The sequence below is a fragment of the Acinetobacter sp. YH12231 genome, assembly GCF_013417755.1.
Taxonomy (GTDB): Bacteria; Pseudomonadota; Gammaproteobacteria; order Pseudomonadales; family Moraxellaceae; genus Acinetobacter; species Acinetobacter amyesii.
Window position 1 is genome coordinate 1 of sequence record NZ_VPDJ01000016.1, and the last position, 18,588, is coordinate 18,588.

Annotated in this window: 16 protein-coding genes and 1 pseudogene; 11 read left to right on the forward strand and 6 right to left on the reverse strand. The window is 39.6% G+C overall.

What is annotated here, in order from left to right:
* Positions 1–110, forward strand: a pseudogene (locus tag FTV11_RS10840) (IS5/IS1182 family transposase); the annotation flags it as partial.
* A 133-nt stretch (positions 111–243) separates the two neighbouring features.
* Positions 244–759 carry a pyridoxamine 5'-phosphate oxidase family protein gene (locus tag FTV11_RS10845; RefSeq protein WP_180026408.1) on the forward strand — a complete coding sequence of 172 codons (516 nt, stop codon included), beginning with the start codon at positions 244–246 and terminating at the stop codon, positions 757–759.
* 162 nt (positions 760–921) lie between these two features.
* Here the strand turns inward: FTV11_RS10845 and FTV11_RS10850 are convergent, their stop codons facing one another.
* The 3 genes from FTV11_RS10850 to FTV11_RS10860 all read right to left on the reverse strand — a co-directional run bounded on the left by FTV11_RS10850 (position 922) and on the right by FTV11_RS10860 (position 5,102).
* Positions 922–2,565, reverse strand: coding sequence for an AMP-binding protein (locus FTV11_RS10850; protein ID WP_180073989.1), 1,644 nt, complete (start codon positions 2,563–2,565; stop codon positions 922–924).
* Positions 2,566–2,876: 311 nt separating this feature from the next.
* Entirely contained in the window at positions 2,877–4,013 is a 1,137-nt protein-coding gene (locus tag FTV11_RS10855; RefSeq protein WP_180073990.1) for an acyl-CoA dehydrogenase family protein, read from the reverse strand.
* Between the two features lie 318 nt (positions 4,014–4,331).
* Positions 4,332–5,102: a 3-hydroxyacyl-CoA dehydrogenase gene (locus tag FTV11_RS10860; RefSeq protein ID WP_078188564.1), complete on the reverse strand. Its 771-nt coding sequence runs from the start codon at positions 5,100–5,102 to the stop codon at positions 4,332–4,334.
* A gap of 141 nt (positions 5,103–5,243) precedes the next feature.
* Here FTV11_RS10860 and FTV11_RS10865 point away from each other — a divergent pair, with 141 nt between their 5' ends.
* Both FTV11_RS10865 and FTV11_RS10870 read left to right on the forward strand, forming a co-directional pair.
* Positions 5,244–6,278: an AraC family transcriptional regulator gene (locus tag FTV11_RS10865; protein WP_180040374.1), complete on the forward strand. Its 1,035-nt coding sequence runs from the start codon at positions 5,244–5,246 to the stop codon at positions 6,276–6,278.
* A 200-nt stretch (positions 6,279–6,478) separates the two neighbouring features.
* The gene (locus FTV11_RS10870) at positions 6,479–6,832 is read left to right on the forward strand and encodes a hypothetical protein (protein ID WP_180026411.1); all 354 of its coding nucleotides are present in this window, start codon (positions 6,479–6,481) and stop codon (positions 6,830–6,832) included.
* A 76-nt stretch (positions 6,833–6,908) separates the two neighbouring features.
* Here FTV11_RS10870 and prmC read toward each other — a convergent pair whose 3' ends face one another.
* Together prmC and prfA are read right to left on the reverse strand one after the other, a co-directional pair.
* Positions 6,909–7,727 carry a peptide chain release factor N(5)-glutamine methyltransferase gene (prmC, locus tag FTV11_RS10875; RefSeq protein ID WP_180026412.1) on the reverse strand — a complete coding sequence of 273 codons (819 nt, stop codon included), beginning with the start codon at positions 7,725–7,727 and terminating at the stop codon, positions 6,909–6,911.
* Entirely contained in the window at positions 7,727–8,815 is a 1,089-nt protein-coding gene (prfA, locus tag FTV11_RS10880) for a peptide chain release factor 1 (protein WP_078188570.1), read from the reverse strand. The genes prmC and prfA overlap by 1 nt, the downstream gene beginning before the upstream one ends.
* Before the next feature lie 368 nt (positions 8,816–9,183).
* Here prfA and FTV11_RS10885 point away from each other — a divergent pair, with 368 nt between their 5' ends.
* The 5 genes from FTV11_RS10885 to FTV11_RS10905 all read left to right on the forward strand — a co-directional run bounded on the left by FTV11_RS10885 (position 9,184) and on the right by FTV11_RS10905 (position 13,146).
* Positions 9,184–9,612 carry a glycine zipper domain-containing protein gene (locus FTV11_RS10885; RefSeq protein WP_078193959.1) on the forward strand — a complete coding sequence of 143 codons (429 nt, stop codon included), beginning with the start codon at positions 9,184–9,186 and terminating at the stop codon, positions 9,610–9,612.
* Positions 9,613–9,898: 286 nt separating this feature from the next.
* On the forward strand, positions 9,899–10,402 hold the full coding sequence (locus tag FTV11_RS10890; protein ID WP_180073991.1) for a hypothetical protein: 504 nt from the start codon (positions 9,899–9,901) through the stop codon (positions 10,400–10,402).
* Between the two features lie 193 nt (positions 10,403–10,595).
* Positions 10,596–11,603 carry an LLM class flavin-dependent oxidoreductase gene (locus FTV11_RS10895; protein WP_180073992.1) on the forward strand — a complete coding sequence of 336 codons (1,008 nt, stop codon included), beginning with the start codon at positions 10,596–10,598 and terminating at the stop codon, positions 11,601–11,603.
* A gap of 233 nt (positions 11,604–11,836) precedes the next feature.
* Positions 11,837–12,313: an inner membrane protein YiaA gene (yiaA, locus tag FTV11_RS10900; RefSeq protein WP_180065293.1), complete on the forward strand. Its 477-nt coding sequence runs from the start codon at positions 11,837–11,839 to the stop codon at positions 12,311–12,313.
* Between the two features lie 260 nt (positions 12,314–12,573).
* Positions 12,574–13,146, forward strand: coding sequence for a flavoprotein (locus tag FTV11_RS10905; protein WP_180073993.1), 573 nt, complete (start codon positions 12,574–12,576; stop codon positions 13,144–13,146).
* A 1,001-nt stretch (positions 13,147–14,147) separates the two neighbouring features.
* On the opposite strand, the gene FTV11_RS10910 is transcribed toward FTV11_RS10905, so the two are convergent.
* Positions 14,148–14,984, reverse strand: coding sequence for a pyruvate, water dikinase regulatory protein (locus FTV11_RS10910; RefSeq protein WP_078193964.1), 837 nt, complete (start codon positions 14,982–14,984; stop codon positions 14,148–14,150).
* A gap of 153 nt (positions 14,985–15,137) precedes the next feature.
* On the opposite strand from FTV11_RS10910, the gene ppsA reads away from it, so the two are divergent.
* Both ppsA and FTV11_RS10920 read left to right on the forward strand, forming a co-directional pair.
* A complete protein-coding gene (gene ppsA, locus FTV11_RS10915) occupies positions 15,138–17,516 on the forward strand; it encodes a phosphoenolpyruvate synthase (protein WP_180073994.1) in 2,379 nt (792 codons plus the stop codon).
* 82 nt (positions 17,517–17,598) lie between these two features.
* Positions 17,599–18,381 carry an RDD family protein gene (locus FTV11_RS10920; RefSeq protein ID WP_180005233.1) on the forward strand — a complete coding sequence of 261 codons (783 nt, stop codon included), beginning with the start codon at positions 17,599–17,601 and terminating at the stop codon, positions 18,379–18,381.
* Positions 18,382–18,588 lie beyond the last annotated feature (207 nt).

Consider the following 18,588-nt stretch of genomic DNA (forward strand, 5'->3'; position numbering starts at 1 on the left):
TGAAAACCTTCAAAATTCTTGCTGAGCGATATCGCAATCGAGGCAAAAGACTAGCATTAAGATTCAATCTAATTGCTGGAATTTATAACTTGGAGCTGAGTGAAAAATGACTTATGAAAGAAATCTATTGCTGACACAATATGTTAGATAAACTTATGAGCTAACACACATTATTCAAATACTTTGTGCTCAGTCATATTTACCCCTTTACCCCAAAGTGATTACTTAAAAGTGGAGAATAAAATGTCACAAGAATACGTTGAACAAGATCAGCGACAAAAATTATGGGAACTCATTAAAGACGTGCGTTTCACCATGATTAGCCATGTTACTGACAAGCAAGAAATTCATTCTCAACCCATGACCATGCTTAATTCTGATAAGATGAATGAGCATGAAAATATCTATTTTCTTATGAAAGAAAATAATGACCTTGTAGAGGCAGTCAATGCAGGTCGTAATCATCTTGGATTAGCATTCGCTAAATCTTCAGACGATATTTATGTATCAATTAGTGCTCATGGAGAAATCAGTACAGATGCGGCCCTAATCGATAAATTATGGAATCCTTGGGCTGAAAACTGGTTCGATGGCAAGACTGATCCTACTGTTCGCGTTTTGATAGCTAATGCTATTAGTGCAGAATTTTGGAATGTCAAAGACAATAAAGTCACCCATTTATTCAAAGTTTTGAAGGGCAATTTAACGGGTAAAACTCAAGAACTTGATACTGAACATAATACCCTGAACTTAAAATAAATGATTTTATTGATTTGAATGAATGCTTTAATTTTAGGTTAATTTGGATTGTCCCATAGTTAGTCAAATACATATATGATCTCGAATGAATGGTTTCACCAGCTCAAACATCAATTTAAAAAAGGCTGCATCATGCAGCCTTTCTTGCGTATATAAATTGACTCAACTGACCTTTTGAATTAATTGAGCTTTGGCCACTTCTTGTTGCTTCAACAGATTACGTTGGATTTTTCCACTCGATGTTTTAGGCAACCCATCTACAAATTCAATTTCTTTTGGATAAGCATGCTTGGATAAACGAGATCGTACATAAGCTTGTAGCTTGTCCATGAGTTCTGAACTTGCTTGATATTGTGGTTTCAATACCACAAAAGCTTTGACCAATTCTGTACGCTCAGGATCAGGCTTACCGACAACTGCCGATTCTAAAACCTCTTCGCACTCTAATAATGTACTTTCCACATCGAAAGGTCCTACACGATAGCCTGATGTTGTAATGACATCGTCAGCACGTCCTACAAAATCAATGCCGCCTTCTTCGTTTAAACGAACAGTATCACCAGTTAAATAGTAGTTCCCGACAAAGGCTTTACGGTTATTGCCACCATAGCCTGTGAACCACATGAGTGGTGATTGCGACCAGTCTAATGCCAATGTTCCAATGCCACCGCGTTCAATTTCTTGATGGTCTTTATTAAGCACCGCGAAACGATGTCCCGGTATAGCAAAACCGGCTGAACCCACTTTTTTGTAGTGTTCTAAAGCATGATGATTTGCAATCACCATTCCAAGTTCTGTTTGTCCATATTGGTCATAAATATTGACGTTTAAGTCATGATTAAACCATTGAATTACTTCGGGCGTTAACGGCTCGCCTGCACTACTCACAACCCGTAAATGTGATTTTATTGATTCATCAAATTTTTCTTTAAAACCAAAGAACATACGAAATGCCGTTGGTGAACCGGTCAGATTGCTGACTTTATATTTTTTGATGACTTGAAGTGCATGATCTACACTAAAAGCCCGTTCATCCATAATAATGCTGTGCCCCAAACTTAAAGGCCCTGCAATTCCATAGTACAAACCATAAGCCCAACCCGGATCTGCCAAATTCCAAAATGAATCTTCATCACGCAAATCAACCGCATGTGCCATATACCCTTTAAATGCCAACAACGCTTTGTGTGGCACAGGTACAGACTTGGCTAAACCCGTCGTCCCTGAAGTAAACATCATTAAAAATTCATCATCAAAAGAACGGGGTACTGAGTTAAACGTGGTGTCATGAAGTTGCAGCTCTGACCAAAAGTCAGGATCTGTCTGAATTGCTTGATCGGCATGCACGGTTAAAATATGTGGTAAATCAATATGATTGAGTTTTGAGCGTTGCTCAGTGTTGGTTACAATCAGCTTTGTTCCCGCAGTTTGCACCCGATGTTCAATCGCTTTAGACTCAAATGCCGTAAACAACGGCTGATAAATTGCCCCTATACGCCATGTTGCCAAAATAGTAATCAACAACTCTGCTGTGCGTGGTAATAGACCTGCAATGCAATCACCTGCTTTCAGTCCAATGCGCTGATAATAATTCGCCAATTGTGCAGAAGCTAAATCTAATTGCTCAAAAGTCCATTGCTCAGATTCACTATTTTTACTTTCCCAGATCAGCGCAGTTCTATTTTGCCCAACATAGCGCCCACAACATTCATCATAAGCATTGATTGAACTTGGCGTACCGACCAATTGTTCTGTAACAATCTTTTCAAAATTAAAATCACGATATGCTTGTTCTAGTGTCTTCATGACGACAATTCCTATCCTGTTCTCTATGATTCAAAGTGCAATACTTTGAGGTTTATTGATCTTGTTGTTATACCGCTGCGTATCCGTGACGATTCCTTTGCCACGTTCGCTTTTACTGCTATTCCATACACCGATTGCAATGTCGGTTTTTAGTTTTGTAACTTATACTTTGTTAAACTATCTATTCGTAAATTACCTATTCTTAGACTGTCTATACCTAGATAACCATGTTTGGATATCTCCTGCAATTTCCATAACCATCAACGCCATTGCAGGGTTTGAACATCGACTAAAGTCTATTTTTTAATCAGCTATCTTTTGGTTACTTCACGTGCTATCACCAGCCGCTGAATGTCCGATGCACCTTCATAAATTTGACTGACACGCACATCACGATATATTCGTTCTACTGGAAAATCAGATACATAACCGTAGCCCCCATGGATTTGAATGGCATCTGAACACACACGTTCAGCCATCGTCGATGCAAAAAGTTTCGCCATTGAGGCTTCTTTTAAACATGGAAAACCGGCATCTTTTAACGTCGCTGCATGGAAGATCAATTGGCGTGCTGCCTCAATTTGGGTGGCCATATCTGCTAGGCGAAATGCCACGGCCTGATGCTGTACAATCTCCACCCCAAATGCCTTGCGTTCATTGGCATATTCAACGGCAGCATCTAATGCTGCTCGTGCCATACCCACAGACTGCGCTGCAATACCAATTCGACCTGACTCTAGGTTTGATAAGGCAATTTTATAACCTTCACCCTCTTGGCCTAAGAGACTGTCTGCAGGAATACGACAGTGATCTAAAACAATAGTTGCTGTATCGGAACAATGCTGACCCATTTTTTCTTCTAATCGCGATACGATATAACCTGGTGCATCCGTCGGCACTAAAAAGCACGAAATCCCTTTTTTACCTGCAGACTTGTCCGTTACCGCAAAAACCAAGGCTACTTGGGCATGTTTTCCTGTGGTAATAAATTGCTTGGTGCCATTTAATACCCACTCGTCACCATCACGCTCCGCTTTGCATTCCAGTGCGCTCGCATCTGAACCCACTTGTGGTTCTGTTAGGCAAAAACAACCTAACCATTCGCCAGTGGCTAATTTTTTTAAGTATTTTTCTTTTTGTGCTTCTGTACCATAACGCTGCGTAATGCCACATGGCAGTGAGTTTTGTACGCTGACAATTGTCGAAATCGCACCATCACCTGCAGCAATTTCCTCTAAGGCAACAACCAAAGACACATAGTCTAAACCTGCACCACCCCATTCGTCCGAAACCGTCATGCCTAAAGCACCCAGCTCACCAAGTTCCTTTAGCTCTTGTGCAGGAAATGATGCCGTTTTGTCACGCTCTGCTGCCGTCGGTTTCAGTTTTTCTTGCGAATAACTTCGCATCATGTCCTGAACCATTTTTTGTTCATCATTTAAAATCATGAGACTTCCTTTTCTAAATCTTTTATAGCGTGTATAGCTTTAATTTTTGGATAACTGCGGAATTAAAAATACTTTGGCTGTATAAAGCAAAGTTGGATACACGACGACGTCATTTGCAACTGTCTGAGGCAGGACGCCATTAATCTCAAATGTTTCTGCGACCTATAAATCAATAAATACTTGATGACGAGTTTTGCAAATGACAATGGTTTTGGTTACTTTTGCCGAAACAAAAGTAATGAGATGGGCTACTGTCAACGAAGTTATTCTCGATAAGACTCCGTCGTAGAAGCCTGAATAAGCAGTTTTAATAAATAACTATTTAGGCTGCATACGAATCGCGCCATCAAGACGTATCACTTCGCCATTGAGATAAGCGTTTTCAAAAATATGCGTCACTAATTTTGCAAACTCTTGTGGTTTTGCTAAGCGTGGTGGGAAAGGCACCATTTGCCCCAAAGCATCTTGTACATTTTGTGCCAAGCCTTTGAGCATCGGCGTTTCCATAATGCCCGGAGCAATGGTCATCACACGAATCGACTCACGTGCAAGCTCACGTGCAAGAGGTAATGTCATTGCAACCACTGCCCCTTTAGATGCTGCATAAGCCGACTGACCAATTTGACCATCAAAAGCTGCAACCGACGCCGTATTCACAATCACGCCACGCTCTTCTTCACCTGCTTTTAATTCATATTTAGCAATCAGTTGTGCCGCATAGCGCAGCATGTTGAATGTACCTGAAACATTAATATTTAATACTTTTTGGAACATCGCCAAATCATGTAATCCGTCACGACCTAAAACTTTTGCAGAAGGTGCGATACCTGCACAGTTCACTAAGCCATTAAGTTGACCAAATTCCGCTTCAACTTGTGCAAAGAAAGCGCCGACCGCTTGTTCATCAGTGACATCCAATTGAACAAATTTGGCATGATCACCCAGTTGACGTTGCATCGCTTCGCCATGCTCATGATTCATATCCACAATAATCACTTTTGCACCCAGGCCAATCAGATGTGTTGCTGTCGCAGCGCCTAGTCCTGATGCACCACCAGTCACAACAAAAACTTTTCCTTTAATGTCCATATCAATTCCCTATTTACGATGTCTTGTTTTAAATTCGACTTAAGATGCAGAGTAAACAGAGAATTTATTCAGTACAATTTCCAAATGTTGCATCTTTTCTGATGTATTTGGACAATTCTGAACAAGGACCTATCCGCACATATGCCGAAGCATGGACTCGAATACAGCAAAGGGACGATTTCAATCGACTTGGTGCATGAAGCATTATACGATGCGCAAAAAAAGCAATTTGATATTTCTGCTATTTTACAAAAGGCGGGTATTCCCTCTGAGTTACTGCTATCGAGTAAAACCAGAGTTTCCGTTTCACAATATGCGGCTTTATGGACTCATCTTGCAGATGTGATGGATGATGAATTTTTTGGCATGGATCGGCATGCCATGCGACGTGGTAGTTTCAAACTGCTTTCAAAAATGGTCATGCATAACAGCACTTTGGGAGATGCACTCAAGCAAATTTTGCAGTTTTTAAATCTGGTTTTAGATGAATTGCATAGTGATTTAACCATTGAAGATCACTTTGCTTATATCGTGATCTATGACCAACAAGCGCCTAAACGCATGTTCAGCTATGCAACTTATTTAATGCTCATCCATACGCTACTGTGCTGGCTGAGTGGACAACGAATTTTGTTAAATCAAATCCAATTCAAATGTGATGCGCCGCTTGATGATCACGACTATAAAGTTCGCTTTTGTGAAAATATTCATTACCAAGCCAGTCAAAACTATATACAACTAGATGCCAGTTATTTAACCCTGCCAATCAAACAAGACACACGTTCATGGTATCAATTCCTACAACAAACGCCTGAAAACCTTTTGGTGCGCTTTAAAAACCCGTATGCGCTCAGTAGCCAAATTCGTAAACAACTGTTAGACGTTTCTCCTGCCGAATGGTTAGAGTTTTATGAGTTGGCGGTCAAAATGAATATGTCGGAAGCCACCATGCATCGCCGTCTTAAAAGTGAAGGTGTGAGTTATCAACAACTCAAAAATGATATCCGACGTGATACTGCCATCGATTTTTTAACCCATACCGATAAAAGTTTGCAAGATATCAGTGAAGAACTAAATTTTCATGATCCGAGTGCTTTTCATCGGGCTTTTAAAAAATGGACAGGTGTCAGTCCTGGTGCATATCGACAAAATAATGCGCCTGAATTCAAGGCCTAGAATTTGATATTCGCTATTTATAAATTGAATATTCATCTAATTAATAGAAAATCAATAACTTAAAAATATTCAATAAATAGACTGACCATTCATCCTTGAATGATTGCTACTTTAGTCTAATTAGGTTATTTTTCACTCAATTTAAAGCGTTTTGCTTATTTATTTTCCAATTCTCCTGCATCTCCTTGAAAGGCTTTCCTATGCTTAAGATGATTGATGTTCTTGAACAGCAACTTGTTCAAAACTTTTCAGATTCTCTTTTCACTCAGATTGACGCAATTGATGAACTGTTTCATGAACAGCTTAAAACTGTCGCAGATATCGATTTGCAAAATTTGATCTCACAATTTTTTAGCACTGAAAATGCAGTTGAAGTTGCTCATGCACTGGATATCCAAGCGGATGACATTGAAGCAATTCAAGCGGGTGCAAATCTAAAAGATGAAAATTTAGTAAATGCAACTGCAAAAATTATTGCGTACTGTCTTGCAGTAGAAACATCAGCTTTAGAACAAGTTGAAGTTTTCGATAGCTTACAAGACTACCCAATGTAAGTATTGATCGAATATCAAAAACAAAAAAATAAAGCGCATTCAATGCGCTTTATTTTTGACTATCTCTAATACCAAATCAATGTTGCCACTGACCTAAGCTGACACGGTCATTGCCACCATAATCTTTTACAGTCCGAACATTTCGATATCCAACTCGTAAGAACAAATGTCTGACTGCTTCACCTTGGTCATAGCCATGTTCAAGCACCACCCACCCATTCACGGTTAAATGTTTTTTGGCTTGAAGAATGATTTGCTCAATATCTGCAAGCCCATGATTGTCCGCAACCAAAGCACGTTCAGGCTCTGTCGCCAAATCTTTCATGTGTACATCATCAGCATCGATATACGGCGGATTTGACACAATTACATCAAAGAAAGCACGACCAAAGGGTTTCAACCAAGAACCTAAGACAAACTGCACATGTTCAAGATCATGCTTTTTGGCATTAAACTCAGCAACTTCCAAGGTAGGTTCGTAAATATCCGAAGCTACAATTGACCAATCTGGACGTTCACTGGCTAATGACAAGGCTACAGCACCAGTTCCTGTTCCTAAATCGACCACACGAGCATCTTCAGGAAGTTCTAAACGGAGTACAGTTTCAACGAGTACTTCCGTATCAGGACGTGGAACCAAAGTATCTTTAGTCACTTTTAAATCTAGCGTCCAAAATGGCTGAGAACCTGTGACATAAGCCAAAGGCTCACCTGCTGCAATACGAGCAAGACTGTCGACATAGAGTTGTTCTTGTTCTGCCGTCAATTCTTGATCCTTTTTCATGATTAAATCAAAAGAATCAATCTTGGTGATGTGCTCTAACAACCACGCATTTTCCTGACGTTCATAACTTTCAGGTTCACCACGATAGGCCAAAGCCTGTGCAATATTCATTAGCCACCATTCTGCTGTGCTAATAATGCCAACTGATCGGCTTGATATTCACGATGCAAACTATCTAGCAATTCAGTCAAATCACCTTCCATCACTGCATCTAACTTATACAGTGTTAAGTTAATACGATGATCAGTCATACGACCTTGTGGATAGTTATAGGTACGAATACGCTCAGAACGGTCACCAGAACCTACCAAGTCACGACGCATTTCAGACGTCGCTGCATCTGCCGCTGCGCGTTTAGCATTTTCTAAACGAGAAACCAATAGCGCCATCGCTTTGGCTTTGTTTTTATGTTGTGAACGTTCGTCCTGACATTCTACAACTGTACCCGTTGGAATATGGGTAATACGTACAGCAGAGTCAGTTTTGTTAATGTGCTGACCACCCGCACCTGATGCACGATAGGTATCAATACGTAGTTCTGAAGGATTAATTTCTACACTGGTGTCTACATCAATTTCCGGCAAAATCGCAACAGTACATGCCGAAGTATGCACACGACCTTGTGACTCAGTTGCAGGAACACGCTGTACACGATGCGCACCACTTTCAAATTTTAAGCGGCCATATACGCCTTCACCATTGATGAGGCAAATTACTTCTTTATAACCGCCATGTTCGCCGTCATTTTCAGACAACACTTCAATACGCCAACCTTGTGATTCAGCATATTTACTGTACATTCGATACAAGTCACCCGAGAAAATGGCAGCTTCGTCACCACCCGTTCCGGCACGGATTTCTAAATAGGCAGAGTTCGCATCATTCGGATCTTTTGGAATCATCAGAATGTTTAAGTCTGCTTCAAGCTGACCAATCAAAGCTTTATTTTCTTTAATTTCTTCAACGGCCATTTCTTTGAAATCTGGATCCGTCATCATCACTTCAGCAGTTTCAATATCTTCTTCTGCTTGACGGTATTTTTTCCAAACTTCAGTGATTTCAGATAAATCACTATGCTCACGAGACAACTGACGGAAACGTTTATTGTCTGAAATGACTTCTACATCTGCGAGTAATGCATTTAATTCTTCGTGACGGTCAGAGAGCTGATCTAATCGTAAACGTAACGATTCTTTCATTTTTCAAAAAATCTCAATACACAGGCTCTACCGCTAAACTTTCACGGATATGCCAAAATTCAAAATAATGGCGCTAGTGTACCGATAATGGGTCTGAAATGACATATATATTGTTTTTTGGCCTATCGATGACCCGAAATATCAAAGTGTGAACTTCATCACTCCTACCTTTCTCCATAAAGTCGTACAGATTTTCAGCATTCGACCGTTTTTTTCACAATATTAATAAAACTTATACAAACTAGACACTCAAATCACTAAATAAAGTGAAAGCTCTCCATATTTATAGCGAATAGTTTTGTTACATTTACTGCCATCGAAATGATTATGAAAAAGTCCTCGCGTTTATGAAGGACATGGAGTGAACTATGAAACTGAATACTCTTTTAATGACAGCCACTCTAGCAACTGCTTCTATGTTCACTGTGTCTGCAAATGCAGATAGTACAACACGCGTTGCTGCAGCTAGTGCATTAGGTAGTGTTGCAGGTACTGCAATTGGTAAAAACATGGGCGGTAATACCGGCGCTACAATTGGTGCTGCTCTTGGTGGTGCTGGTGGTGCTGCGGTAGCAAGTAATAAACGTAACCGTACAGAATCTGCAATCGGTGGTGCTTTAGGTGGTGGTACAGGTTATACCGTTGGTAAAAGCATGGGCGGTACAAACGGTGGTTACATCGGCTCTGCACTAGGTGCTGCTGGTGGTGCTGCTCTAGGTAATAAAATCTCTAAAGATAAAGCTTACGACAAACACCAAGAACGTAAATACAAAAAACGTTACCGTCGTCGTCACTAATTCAAAATTAGTGAGTCCTTATTGGATCGTGAAAAGAGCACCTTCGGGTGCTTTTTTTATGTATCGCCTTTTTTCAAATGATAAGTACAACTTTATTTATTGCACCTCAAATATGTAGAGTTGATCCACTCTATCCATGTAATCAATCATGTAGAAATAAAGTGCAAAATTTACATTGCAGCAACGGAACACGTATTTTATTTCACATCACGCTCCAAATATTTGCTATGTGTTTTCATATATTGATATCAACAGATAAACATCATGCTTCGTAAGGAGTTTAAAAATGAAAATTAATAAAATTCTATTCAGTGCAGCAATTGCCGCTTCAGCACTTACTATGACTGCAACACATGCAGGTAATAGCACCAATACTGCATTAACATCTGCTTTAGGCGGTGTAGTTGGTGCAGCAATCGGTAACCAAGTTGGCGGCCAAACTGGCGCAATGATTGGTTCGGCAATTGGTGGTGGTGCAGGTGCTGCAGCATCAGCAAACAAACGTGACCGTAATGGTGCCATCATTGGTGGCGCACTTGGTGGCGCGGGTGGTTATACCGTAGGTAAAAACATGGGCGGCACAAACGGTGGTTATATCGGTGCTGCACTTGGTTCAGCCGGTGGTTCTGCACTAGGTAAAAAAGTGTCTGAAGACCGTCGCTATGATGATCGCTATGACCGTCATTATAACAACCGTGGCTATCGTACCAATAATTACAGCTACAACGACCGAGGCTACCGTGGAGACAATGGTCGTCACTTAGGTTGGTACAAAAACGGTAAACGTTAATCGATATATTTCAATGAAAAAAATCAGCACCTTCGGGTGCTTTTTTTTGTTTATAGAAATATGTTCATAAAAAACTTTAGATATATCTAAAATTAACTTTTTTACAGCGTCCCACCACCATATCGAATTTATTCGATATACATTAGGCCATTTATATCGTATTATTTCGATATAAAGATCTCTGAGAGAAAACATGCGTACTCTAGCCGATACAAAATTTTCAATACTTGAACTCGCACCTGTTCGAGATGATAAAACCATCGAATTTTCACTCAAACATGCACTCCAGTTAGCACAGAAAGCAGAACAACTTGGCTATGAGCGTCTATGGTTAGCCGAACACCACAATATGGATGGCATCGCAAGTTCTGCAACTGCGGTTTTACTCGGTTATCTCTTAGCAAATACACAATCCATCAAGCTCGGTTCAGGCGGGATTATGTTGCCCAACCATGCACCTTTGGTTGTCGCTGAACAATTTGGCACGCTTGAAACGCTATATCCCGGCCGTATTGAACTCGGCTTAGGTCGTGCGCCGGGTACTGACCAAACCACCATGCGCGCTTTACGCCGTGGCCGTCAGGAAACCGAAGACCAATTTCCACAAGATGTCCTTGAGATATTGCAATACTTTAAAGCACCTGAGCCACAGCAGCGCATCATTGCTACACCGGGACAAAATACACATGTTCCTGTATGGCTTTTAGGTTCAAGTCTGTTCAGTGCACAACTCGCTGCACGTTTAGGTCTACCCTATTCATTTGCTTCACATTTCGCACCACGCATGCTTGGACAAGCAATTCAGCTCTATCGTGAAAATTTCCAAGCATCCAAATATTTAGATCAACCTTATGTGTCTATGGGCGTACCAACGGTTGTTGCTGAAACAGATGAAGAAGCAGAATATCTAGCAACGAGTGCTTATCAACGCGTTTTAGGTTTAATGCGTGGTCAAAGTTTAAAACTCAAAGCTCCAGTCGACAGTATGCAAGGCTTATGGTCTGCTGCAGAGAAGATGTCTGTTGATAATTTCTACGCTATGGGACAAGTCGGTTCAAATGCAACCGTTCGAGCAGGTTTAGAAAACCTACTCACCAAATATGACGTTGATGAATTTATTTTCACCTGCGACATTTACGATACCGATAAGCGCATTGAAAACTTCGAACGTTTAATGCAAATCAAAAATGATCTGGCTTAAGACTCTAAACTTAATGATCTAATCCAAGCATTTAATCCGTCTAAAGGTAGAATTGTGATTGCGTCTTTTGTGGCTCTTTAGACGGATAGCAGTCAACAGATAATATGGTTTCGGCTAACAACGACCAAACCTGTACTTAAAAACCATCATTGCCTCAACGAAATAATTGCTTTACTCGTTTTTATTGCTGTATAAATATTAAACATAAGCAAAACAAAGAGAAAAATAAGAAGATGAGCCAATATATTAATAAACCCACACCCGCATTTATCGCAGCAAGTTGGTGTGCACTGATCTTAGGCGCTGTGGTGTTTTGCATAGGTTTATTCAATGCAAATATGATGTTGAATGAAAAAGGCTTTTATCTCATTTTATTGCTTTATGGATTATTTTCATCGGTTTCACTACAAAAAATCATTCGTGACCGTTTAGAAGGAATGCATGTCACTGCAATCTACTTTGGACTGTGCTGGGCATCCGTCATTATTTGCCTCGTACTTCTTGCCATTGGTCTATGGAATGCTGAACTGGCATTAAGTGAAAAAGGGTTTTACATGATGGCTTTCCTAATGAGTCTGTTTGGTGCAGTTGCTGTACAAAAAAATATTCGTGATATGGACTATTTACGTACACATACCGACCAACCCGAACTTAAACATTCAACCACGAGTCAGCTTGACTATAGCTCACAAGATGATGAACCACTTTAAAACTCACAAAATTTATAGATCTCAAAAGCCGTTCATGCAGGTCGCTCATTATTTCGACCTGCTTGAGCGAAAGATGAACTTCAACGCATAAAAAAATCAGTTCACTCCTAGAAATCTATAAATGACAAGGGCCAAGCAAATCAATTCTAGACAAATTGCATGACTCATCAGACTGAAAAAACGCTTTACCCCAACTGGCCCATCACAGAATATATTCCTATCTAAGACTCAACTAAAAAAAGAAAAGATAAGGAATAAATATGGCCAACAAGCAGGATGCAACCCACCATATTTTTAATAATCATGTAGACGATTTTGAACACTTTCGTGGAACGATCATCGGTTCAGAACAGATCAAAGATTATGATTTTAAGAATCAAAAAATCGCCATTATTGGGATAGATCAGCATGTGGTCTCTGAACTACATCATCTATGTCAGGTTGCAGATAACATCATGGTCTATCAAATCAAACCGCAATTTGTTTTACCGCGTACTGAACGTCTATTGAATAAATTAATTCAACATCCACTGATTGCAAAAAATCGACGTTTATTTAGCAATCGTATTAAGAGTATTTTGGCGATTCGCTTTTTAGAAGATCAAGTGCCGAACCATTGGTTAAGACATTTACTCAGTCCAAATACCGCAATTCAGAACAAAACCTTCCTAAAATCGGATCATTATTATGCAGCATTACAGCAGCCCAACTGCATCTTAAACACTTGGCCTATTGCAAAAATTCAGAGTAATTCAATCACGGCTTTAGATGAGCATACGTTTGAGTGTGATGTCATTGTGCGCAGCGAATCTAACCAGCCTAAAGAAAAGTAATTACATTGCAATTATTTTCACATGACAATTACTAGAATTTATCCGATTGATCAAAACTCACAACACCAATAGCCATCTCTGGTGGCTTTTGCTAGATCCCCTACGTTATTGAATACTTCTATTCGGTAAGGCTAAGGATTCTTAAAAATCCATAAATGAAAATAGCTTTAATCGTGCTACATGCTTTTTCAGCGCTCAGACTTAAATCATGCCTCCGACCTGCATCATCAGCTACAGTTCATTTATAGAAGTGCGATTTTTGAATAGTTATGATCAATTCTTCATGAAAATTTTATTTCAAACCAATAAATTTTCAGTCTCTTAATTTTGTCTTACACAACTCTTTTAATGACTAATTATAAGTAGGAAAATTTATACCGATGCTCATATTCAGCCGACATTTACTTATGTTCTAATCTATATTCAATAAGAAAATAACTGCTAAAAATCCAATTTTAATATCACTTCATATCTGCTTTTAAAGCCTAAATAGTCTCAATTCGAGCATTCCCCACCCACATCAATTAAATAAATGATGCCATTTCTTGAGATTTAACACCTAAAAGCGACTGTTTGATTATTTTTTATTCTATTTTCTGCCTATTTTTTTAGCATTTAAATCAGTATTTTTTAAAATTATGATCAAATATTAAACTGTATGTGCTAAATCTAGTATATACACTACTCTTATCAAGTAGATTATTCAGGCTTAATTCATAGATAAAAACACAGCAATACACGGATTATTTTAAAAGATTGAAGCTGTCAATTAGGCCATATTTTATAAATTTTCAGCCAAAAAAATTCATCAAATTGGTACACATTTGAATACAGAATTTGCTTAAATTTTAAGTCTAAATATTGAGGAAAATTTTCATCAATATCTTAAATATTTATCATTCATTAAAAGTATGACAAACCAGAAATTAATACTATTTTTATATAATTTATACAGTAATTTATTATCATTAAAAGAGCCACCGAAGTGGCTCAATTTACACTTAACCAATGCGACGTTTCAGTCCTGTCATTTGTAAAACACGTGTTGAAATTTCTTCAATCGACATTTCCGACACGTTTAAGTATTTAATTCCTTCTGAAATATAAATACCTTCAATCGCACGTAGTTCCATTTGGCACTGACTAAAACTTGCATAACGGCTATTGGCCTTACGTTCTGAACGAATTGCTACAAGGCGCTCTGCATCAATCATCAAGCCAAATAACTTATGTTTATGCTCACGTAAAACTGCAGGTAAACGGTTGTCATCCAAGTCTTCTTCTGTCAACGGATAGTTCGCTACACGAATACCAAATTGCAAAGAGAGATAGATGGAAGTTGGTGTTTTACCCGAACGTGATACCCCGATTAAAATTAAGTCGGCTTTATCATAATGACGAGTACGTGCCCCATCATCGTTATCTAAAGCAAAATGCACCGCATCAATACGTGCTTTATAAGACTCAGAATCTGTTACTGCATGGGTTTGACCGACTAAAGTCGTAGGCGCAGTACCTAACTCGTCAGACAGTTTACTAATAAGCCCTTCAAAAACATCAAGATTTATCGCATTTGCAGTATTAATAATGTCACGTACATACGGGTCTACAAGGGTATCAAACACCAAAGGCTTTTGACCGTCTTGCTGCGCTCTAAGATTGATCTCTGCAACCACATTTGTAGCAGCTTCTTCAGAGGTAATATATGGAATAATATGAATGTCAAAATCTACATGAGGGAACTGGGCTAACAGTGAATGACCAAGCGTTTCTGCGGTAATCGCTGTCCCATCCGAAACAAAGAAAACACTACGCTGAATCTGTTTACCTTCTGACATTAAAATTCTCCTCCAAAATTTGTCTTAGTGCTATATAATCTTTATAGTAAACCATCTTACATGACTGTCACTTAGTAAATTTAGAATGCTAAGTAATTTGTTATAATTTCATGCCAAGATAGTGATTAATACTGCAAAAGTGGAGTAACAACTTTGGAAGCGCGCGTAATTGGTCTAGAAAAATTAGGGAAACACGACGTAGAACTCGTGGGTGGTAAAAACTCATCATTAGGTGAAATGATCAGCCATCTAGCAAATGCTGGTGTATCTGTTCCTGGTGGTTTTGCTACTACAGCTCAAGCATATCGTGAATTCCTCGAGCAAAGTGGCCTAAACGCTAAAATTAACGCTGAACTTGCTGCACTCAATGTTGACGATGTAAATGCACTTGCAGAAACTGGTGCGAAAATCCGTCAATGGATTGTAGACACTCCGCTGACTGCTGAACTTGAAAAAGAAATTCGTGAAGCTTTCACAGCTCTTTCAAACGGCAACCCTGAAATCGCGGTTGCCGTTCGCTCATCTGCAACTGCAGAAGACTTACCAGACGCTTCATTTGCCGGCCAACAAGAAACTTTCTTGAACATCCGTGGTATCGACAACATCCTTGTTGCGATTAAAGAAGTATTTGCTTCACTTTATAACGACCGCGCGATTTCTTACCGTGTACACCAAAACTTTGACCACGATGTCGTTGCTTTGTCTGCAGGCGTACAACGTATGGTACGTTCAGAAACTGGCGCTGCTGGTGTAATGTTTACCCTAGATACAGAATCTGGTTTCCGTGATGCTGTATTCATTACTGCTTCTTATGGTTTGGGTGAAATGGTTGTACAAGGTGCAGTTAACCCTGACGAATTCTATGTATCTAAACCACTTCTAAATGCAGGCAAACACGCTGTATTACGTCGTAACCTTGGTTCTAAACACCAAAAAATGATTTATGGTGAAGAAGGCGCTGCTGGTAAATCCGTGGTTGTTGTAGACGTTGAAAAAGCAGATCGTCAACAATTCGCTTTAAATGACCACGAACTTCAAGAACTTGCTAAACAAGCATTGATCATTGAAAACCATTACGGTTCAGCAATGGACATCGAATGGGCGAAAGATGGCGATGATGGCCAAATCTATATCGTTCAAGCACGTCCTGAAACTGTGAAGAGCCGTCAAAATGTAGGCACAATGGAACGCTATCTTCTTAAACAAAAAGGTAATGTGATTTGTGAAGGTCGTTCAATCGGTCAACGTATTGGTTCTGGTCGCGTGCGTATCGTGACTTCAATCAAAGAAATGGACAAAGTTCAAGACGGCGACGTACTTGTATCTGACATGACTGACCCAGATTGGGAACCAGTAATGAAACGTGCTGCTGCGATTGTCACTAACCGTGGTGGTCGTACTTGTCACGCTGCGATTATTGCACGTGAACTTGGTGTTCCTGCAATCGTAGGTTGTGGTAATGCAACTGAAGTATTGACTGACGGTCAAGAAGTGACTGTGTCTTGCGCTGAAGGTGACACAGGCTTTATTTACGAAGGTTCTTTGGACTTTGAAATCCAACGCAACTCTATCGAATCTATGCCTAAACTTCCGTTCAAAATCATGATGAACGTAGGTAACCCTGACCGCGCATTTGACTTTGCTCAAATTCCTAACGAAGGTGTTGGTCTTGCTCGTCTTGAGTTCATCATCAACCGTATGATCGGTGTACACCCTAAAGCATTGCTTAACATTGACAGCTTACCACGTGAAACTCGTGCTGCTGTAATGTCACGTACTGCGGGTTATGCATCCCCTATCGAATTCTATGTTGAAAAACTAGTTGAAGGTATTTCTACTCTTGCTGCAGCGTTTGCTGACAAACCAGTGATTGTTCGTATGTCTGACTTTAAGTCAAACGAATACGCAAACTTAATCGGTGGTAAGTTATACGAACCTGAAGAAGAAAACCCAATGCTTGGCTTCCGTGGTGCAAGCCGTTATGTGTCTGACAACTTCCGTGACTGCTTCGAACTTGAATGCCGCGCACTGAAAAAAGCACGTGATGAAATGGGCTTAACTAACATTCAAATCATGATTCCTTTCGTACGTACTGTTGCTGAAGCGAAACGAGTTATTGAATTGTTAGCGCTTAACGGTCTTAAACGTGGTGAAAATGGTCTTAAAGTGATCATGATGTGTGAACTTCCAACTAACGCATTGTTGGCTGAACAGTTCCTTGAACATTTCGACGGTTTCTCTATCGGTTCTAACGACTTAACTCAGTTAACACTCGGTCTAGACCGTGACTCTGGTATCGTTTCTCACCTATTTGATGAACGTGATCCAGCCGTTAAAGCACTTCTTTCAATGGCAATCCATGCTTGTCGTAAAGCTGGCAAATACGTAGGTATTTGTGGTCAAGGTCCTTCAGATCACCCTGACCTAGCTAAATGGTTAATGGAACAAGGCATTGAGTCTGTTTCGCTTAACCCAGACTCAGTATTAGACACATGGTTCTTCCTTTCTGAAGAAAAAGCTCAACAAGCTTAATAAACTGTGTTAAAAAAAGACCCACATGTGGGTCTTTTTTTTTATTTATACTTTTACAGACGTTTTTTGAGATTTTAGTTTTATGCAGATTTACTTGGCACGAAATAACCAACAAGCTGGTCCCTACACCTTAGAACAACTTAACCAAATGCTCGCGAGCCAACAAGTGTTACTCACGGACTTGGTTTGGCACCAAGGTATGACCGAATGGAAAGCTTTGGGTGAACTCACTCAAGGTCAGTTGGTTTATATGCCTGCAGGATATACTGCACCAACAGCATTCGAATCAAATCAAACTGCAACTACGCCATCAAATACCTATGCACAGCCTCAAGCGGTACAAGAGCAAACTAGCCTAGCTAGTATTCCTAAACGTGTTTTGGCGAAAATCGTCGATTTACTGCTTTGGATACCAGCAACTTTTATCTTAACGGCATTTTTTAGTCCAAGTGAAAAGACACAATTTGCAAATCTGAATGAACAGTTTATGCAAGCTGTGATGACCCCAAATGCTGACCCCAATGTTTTACAAGCACTACAAACACAAATGGTTGAAATGTTTCCCAACCAAGCTTGGATTGCAATGTTTGCGTATCTCTTCATTATGCTTTTCATTCAAGCATATTTGATTGCTAAATCAGGTCAAAGCATTGGTAAAAAAATCACCAAGATTAAAATTGTAGATGCCGAAACCAGTCAACCTGTAAACCTCATGCGTGGCTTCACTTTACGCAGTGTTTTATTTATTTTCCTGAACTTTTTATCAATGCCATTAAGCGTAATCATCGATTCCGTTTTCATTTTCGGCAAGAAGCGTCAAACCTTGCATGACAAATTGGCAAAAACCAAGGTAATAAACCAATAATTTTCACTTTTATTCAGGGATGATTTTTTCATCCCTTTTTTGTGCATTATATTGAAATTAAAATAAAATTTAGATAAAAAAAATACAATCCCGACTAGCAAAATAGGGTTTTAATACAGTCATTTAAAGCATCTTTATGTATAGCTTAGTTTGCCGATATCAGGCATAATGCCCTACAACGTAGCGGTGTCGCATCATTGTGACTGT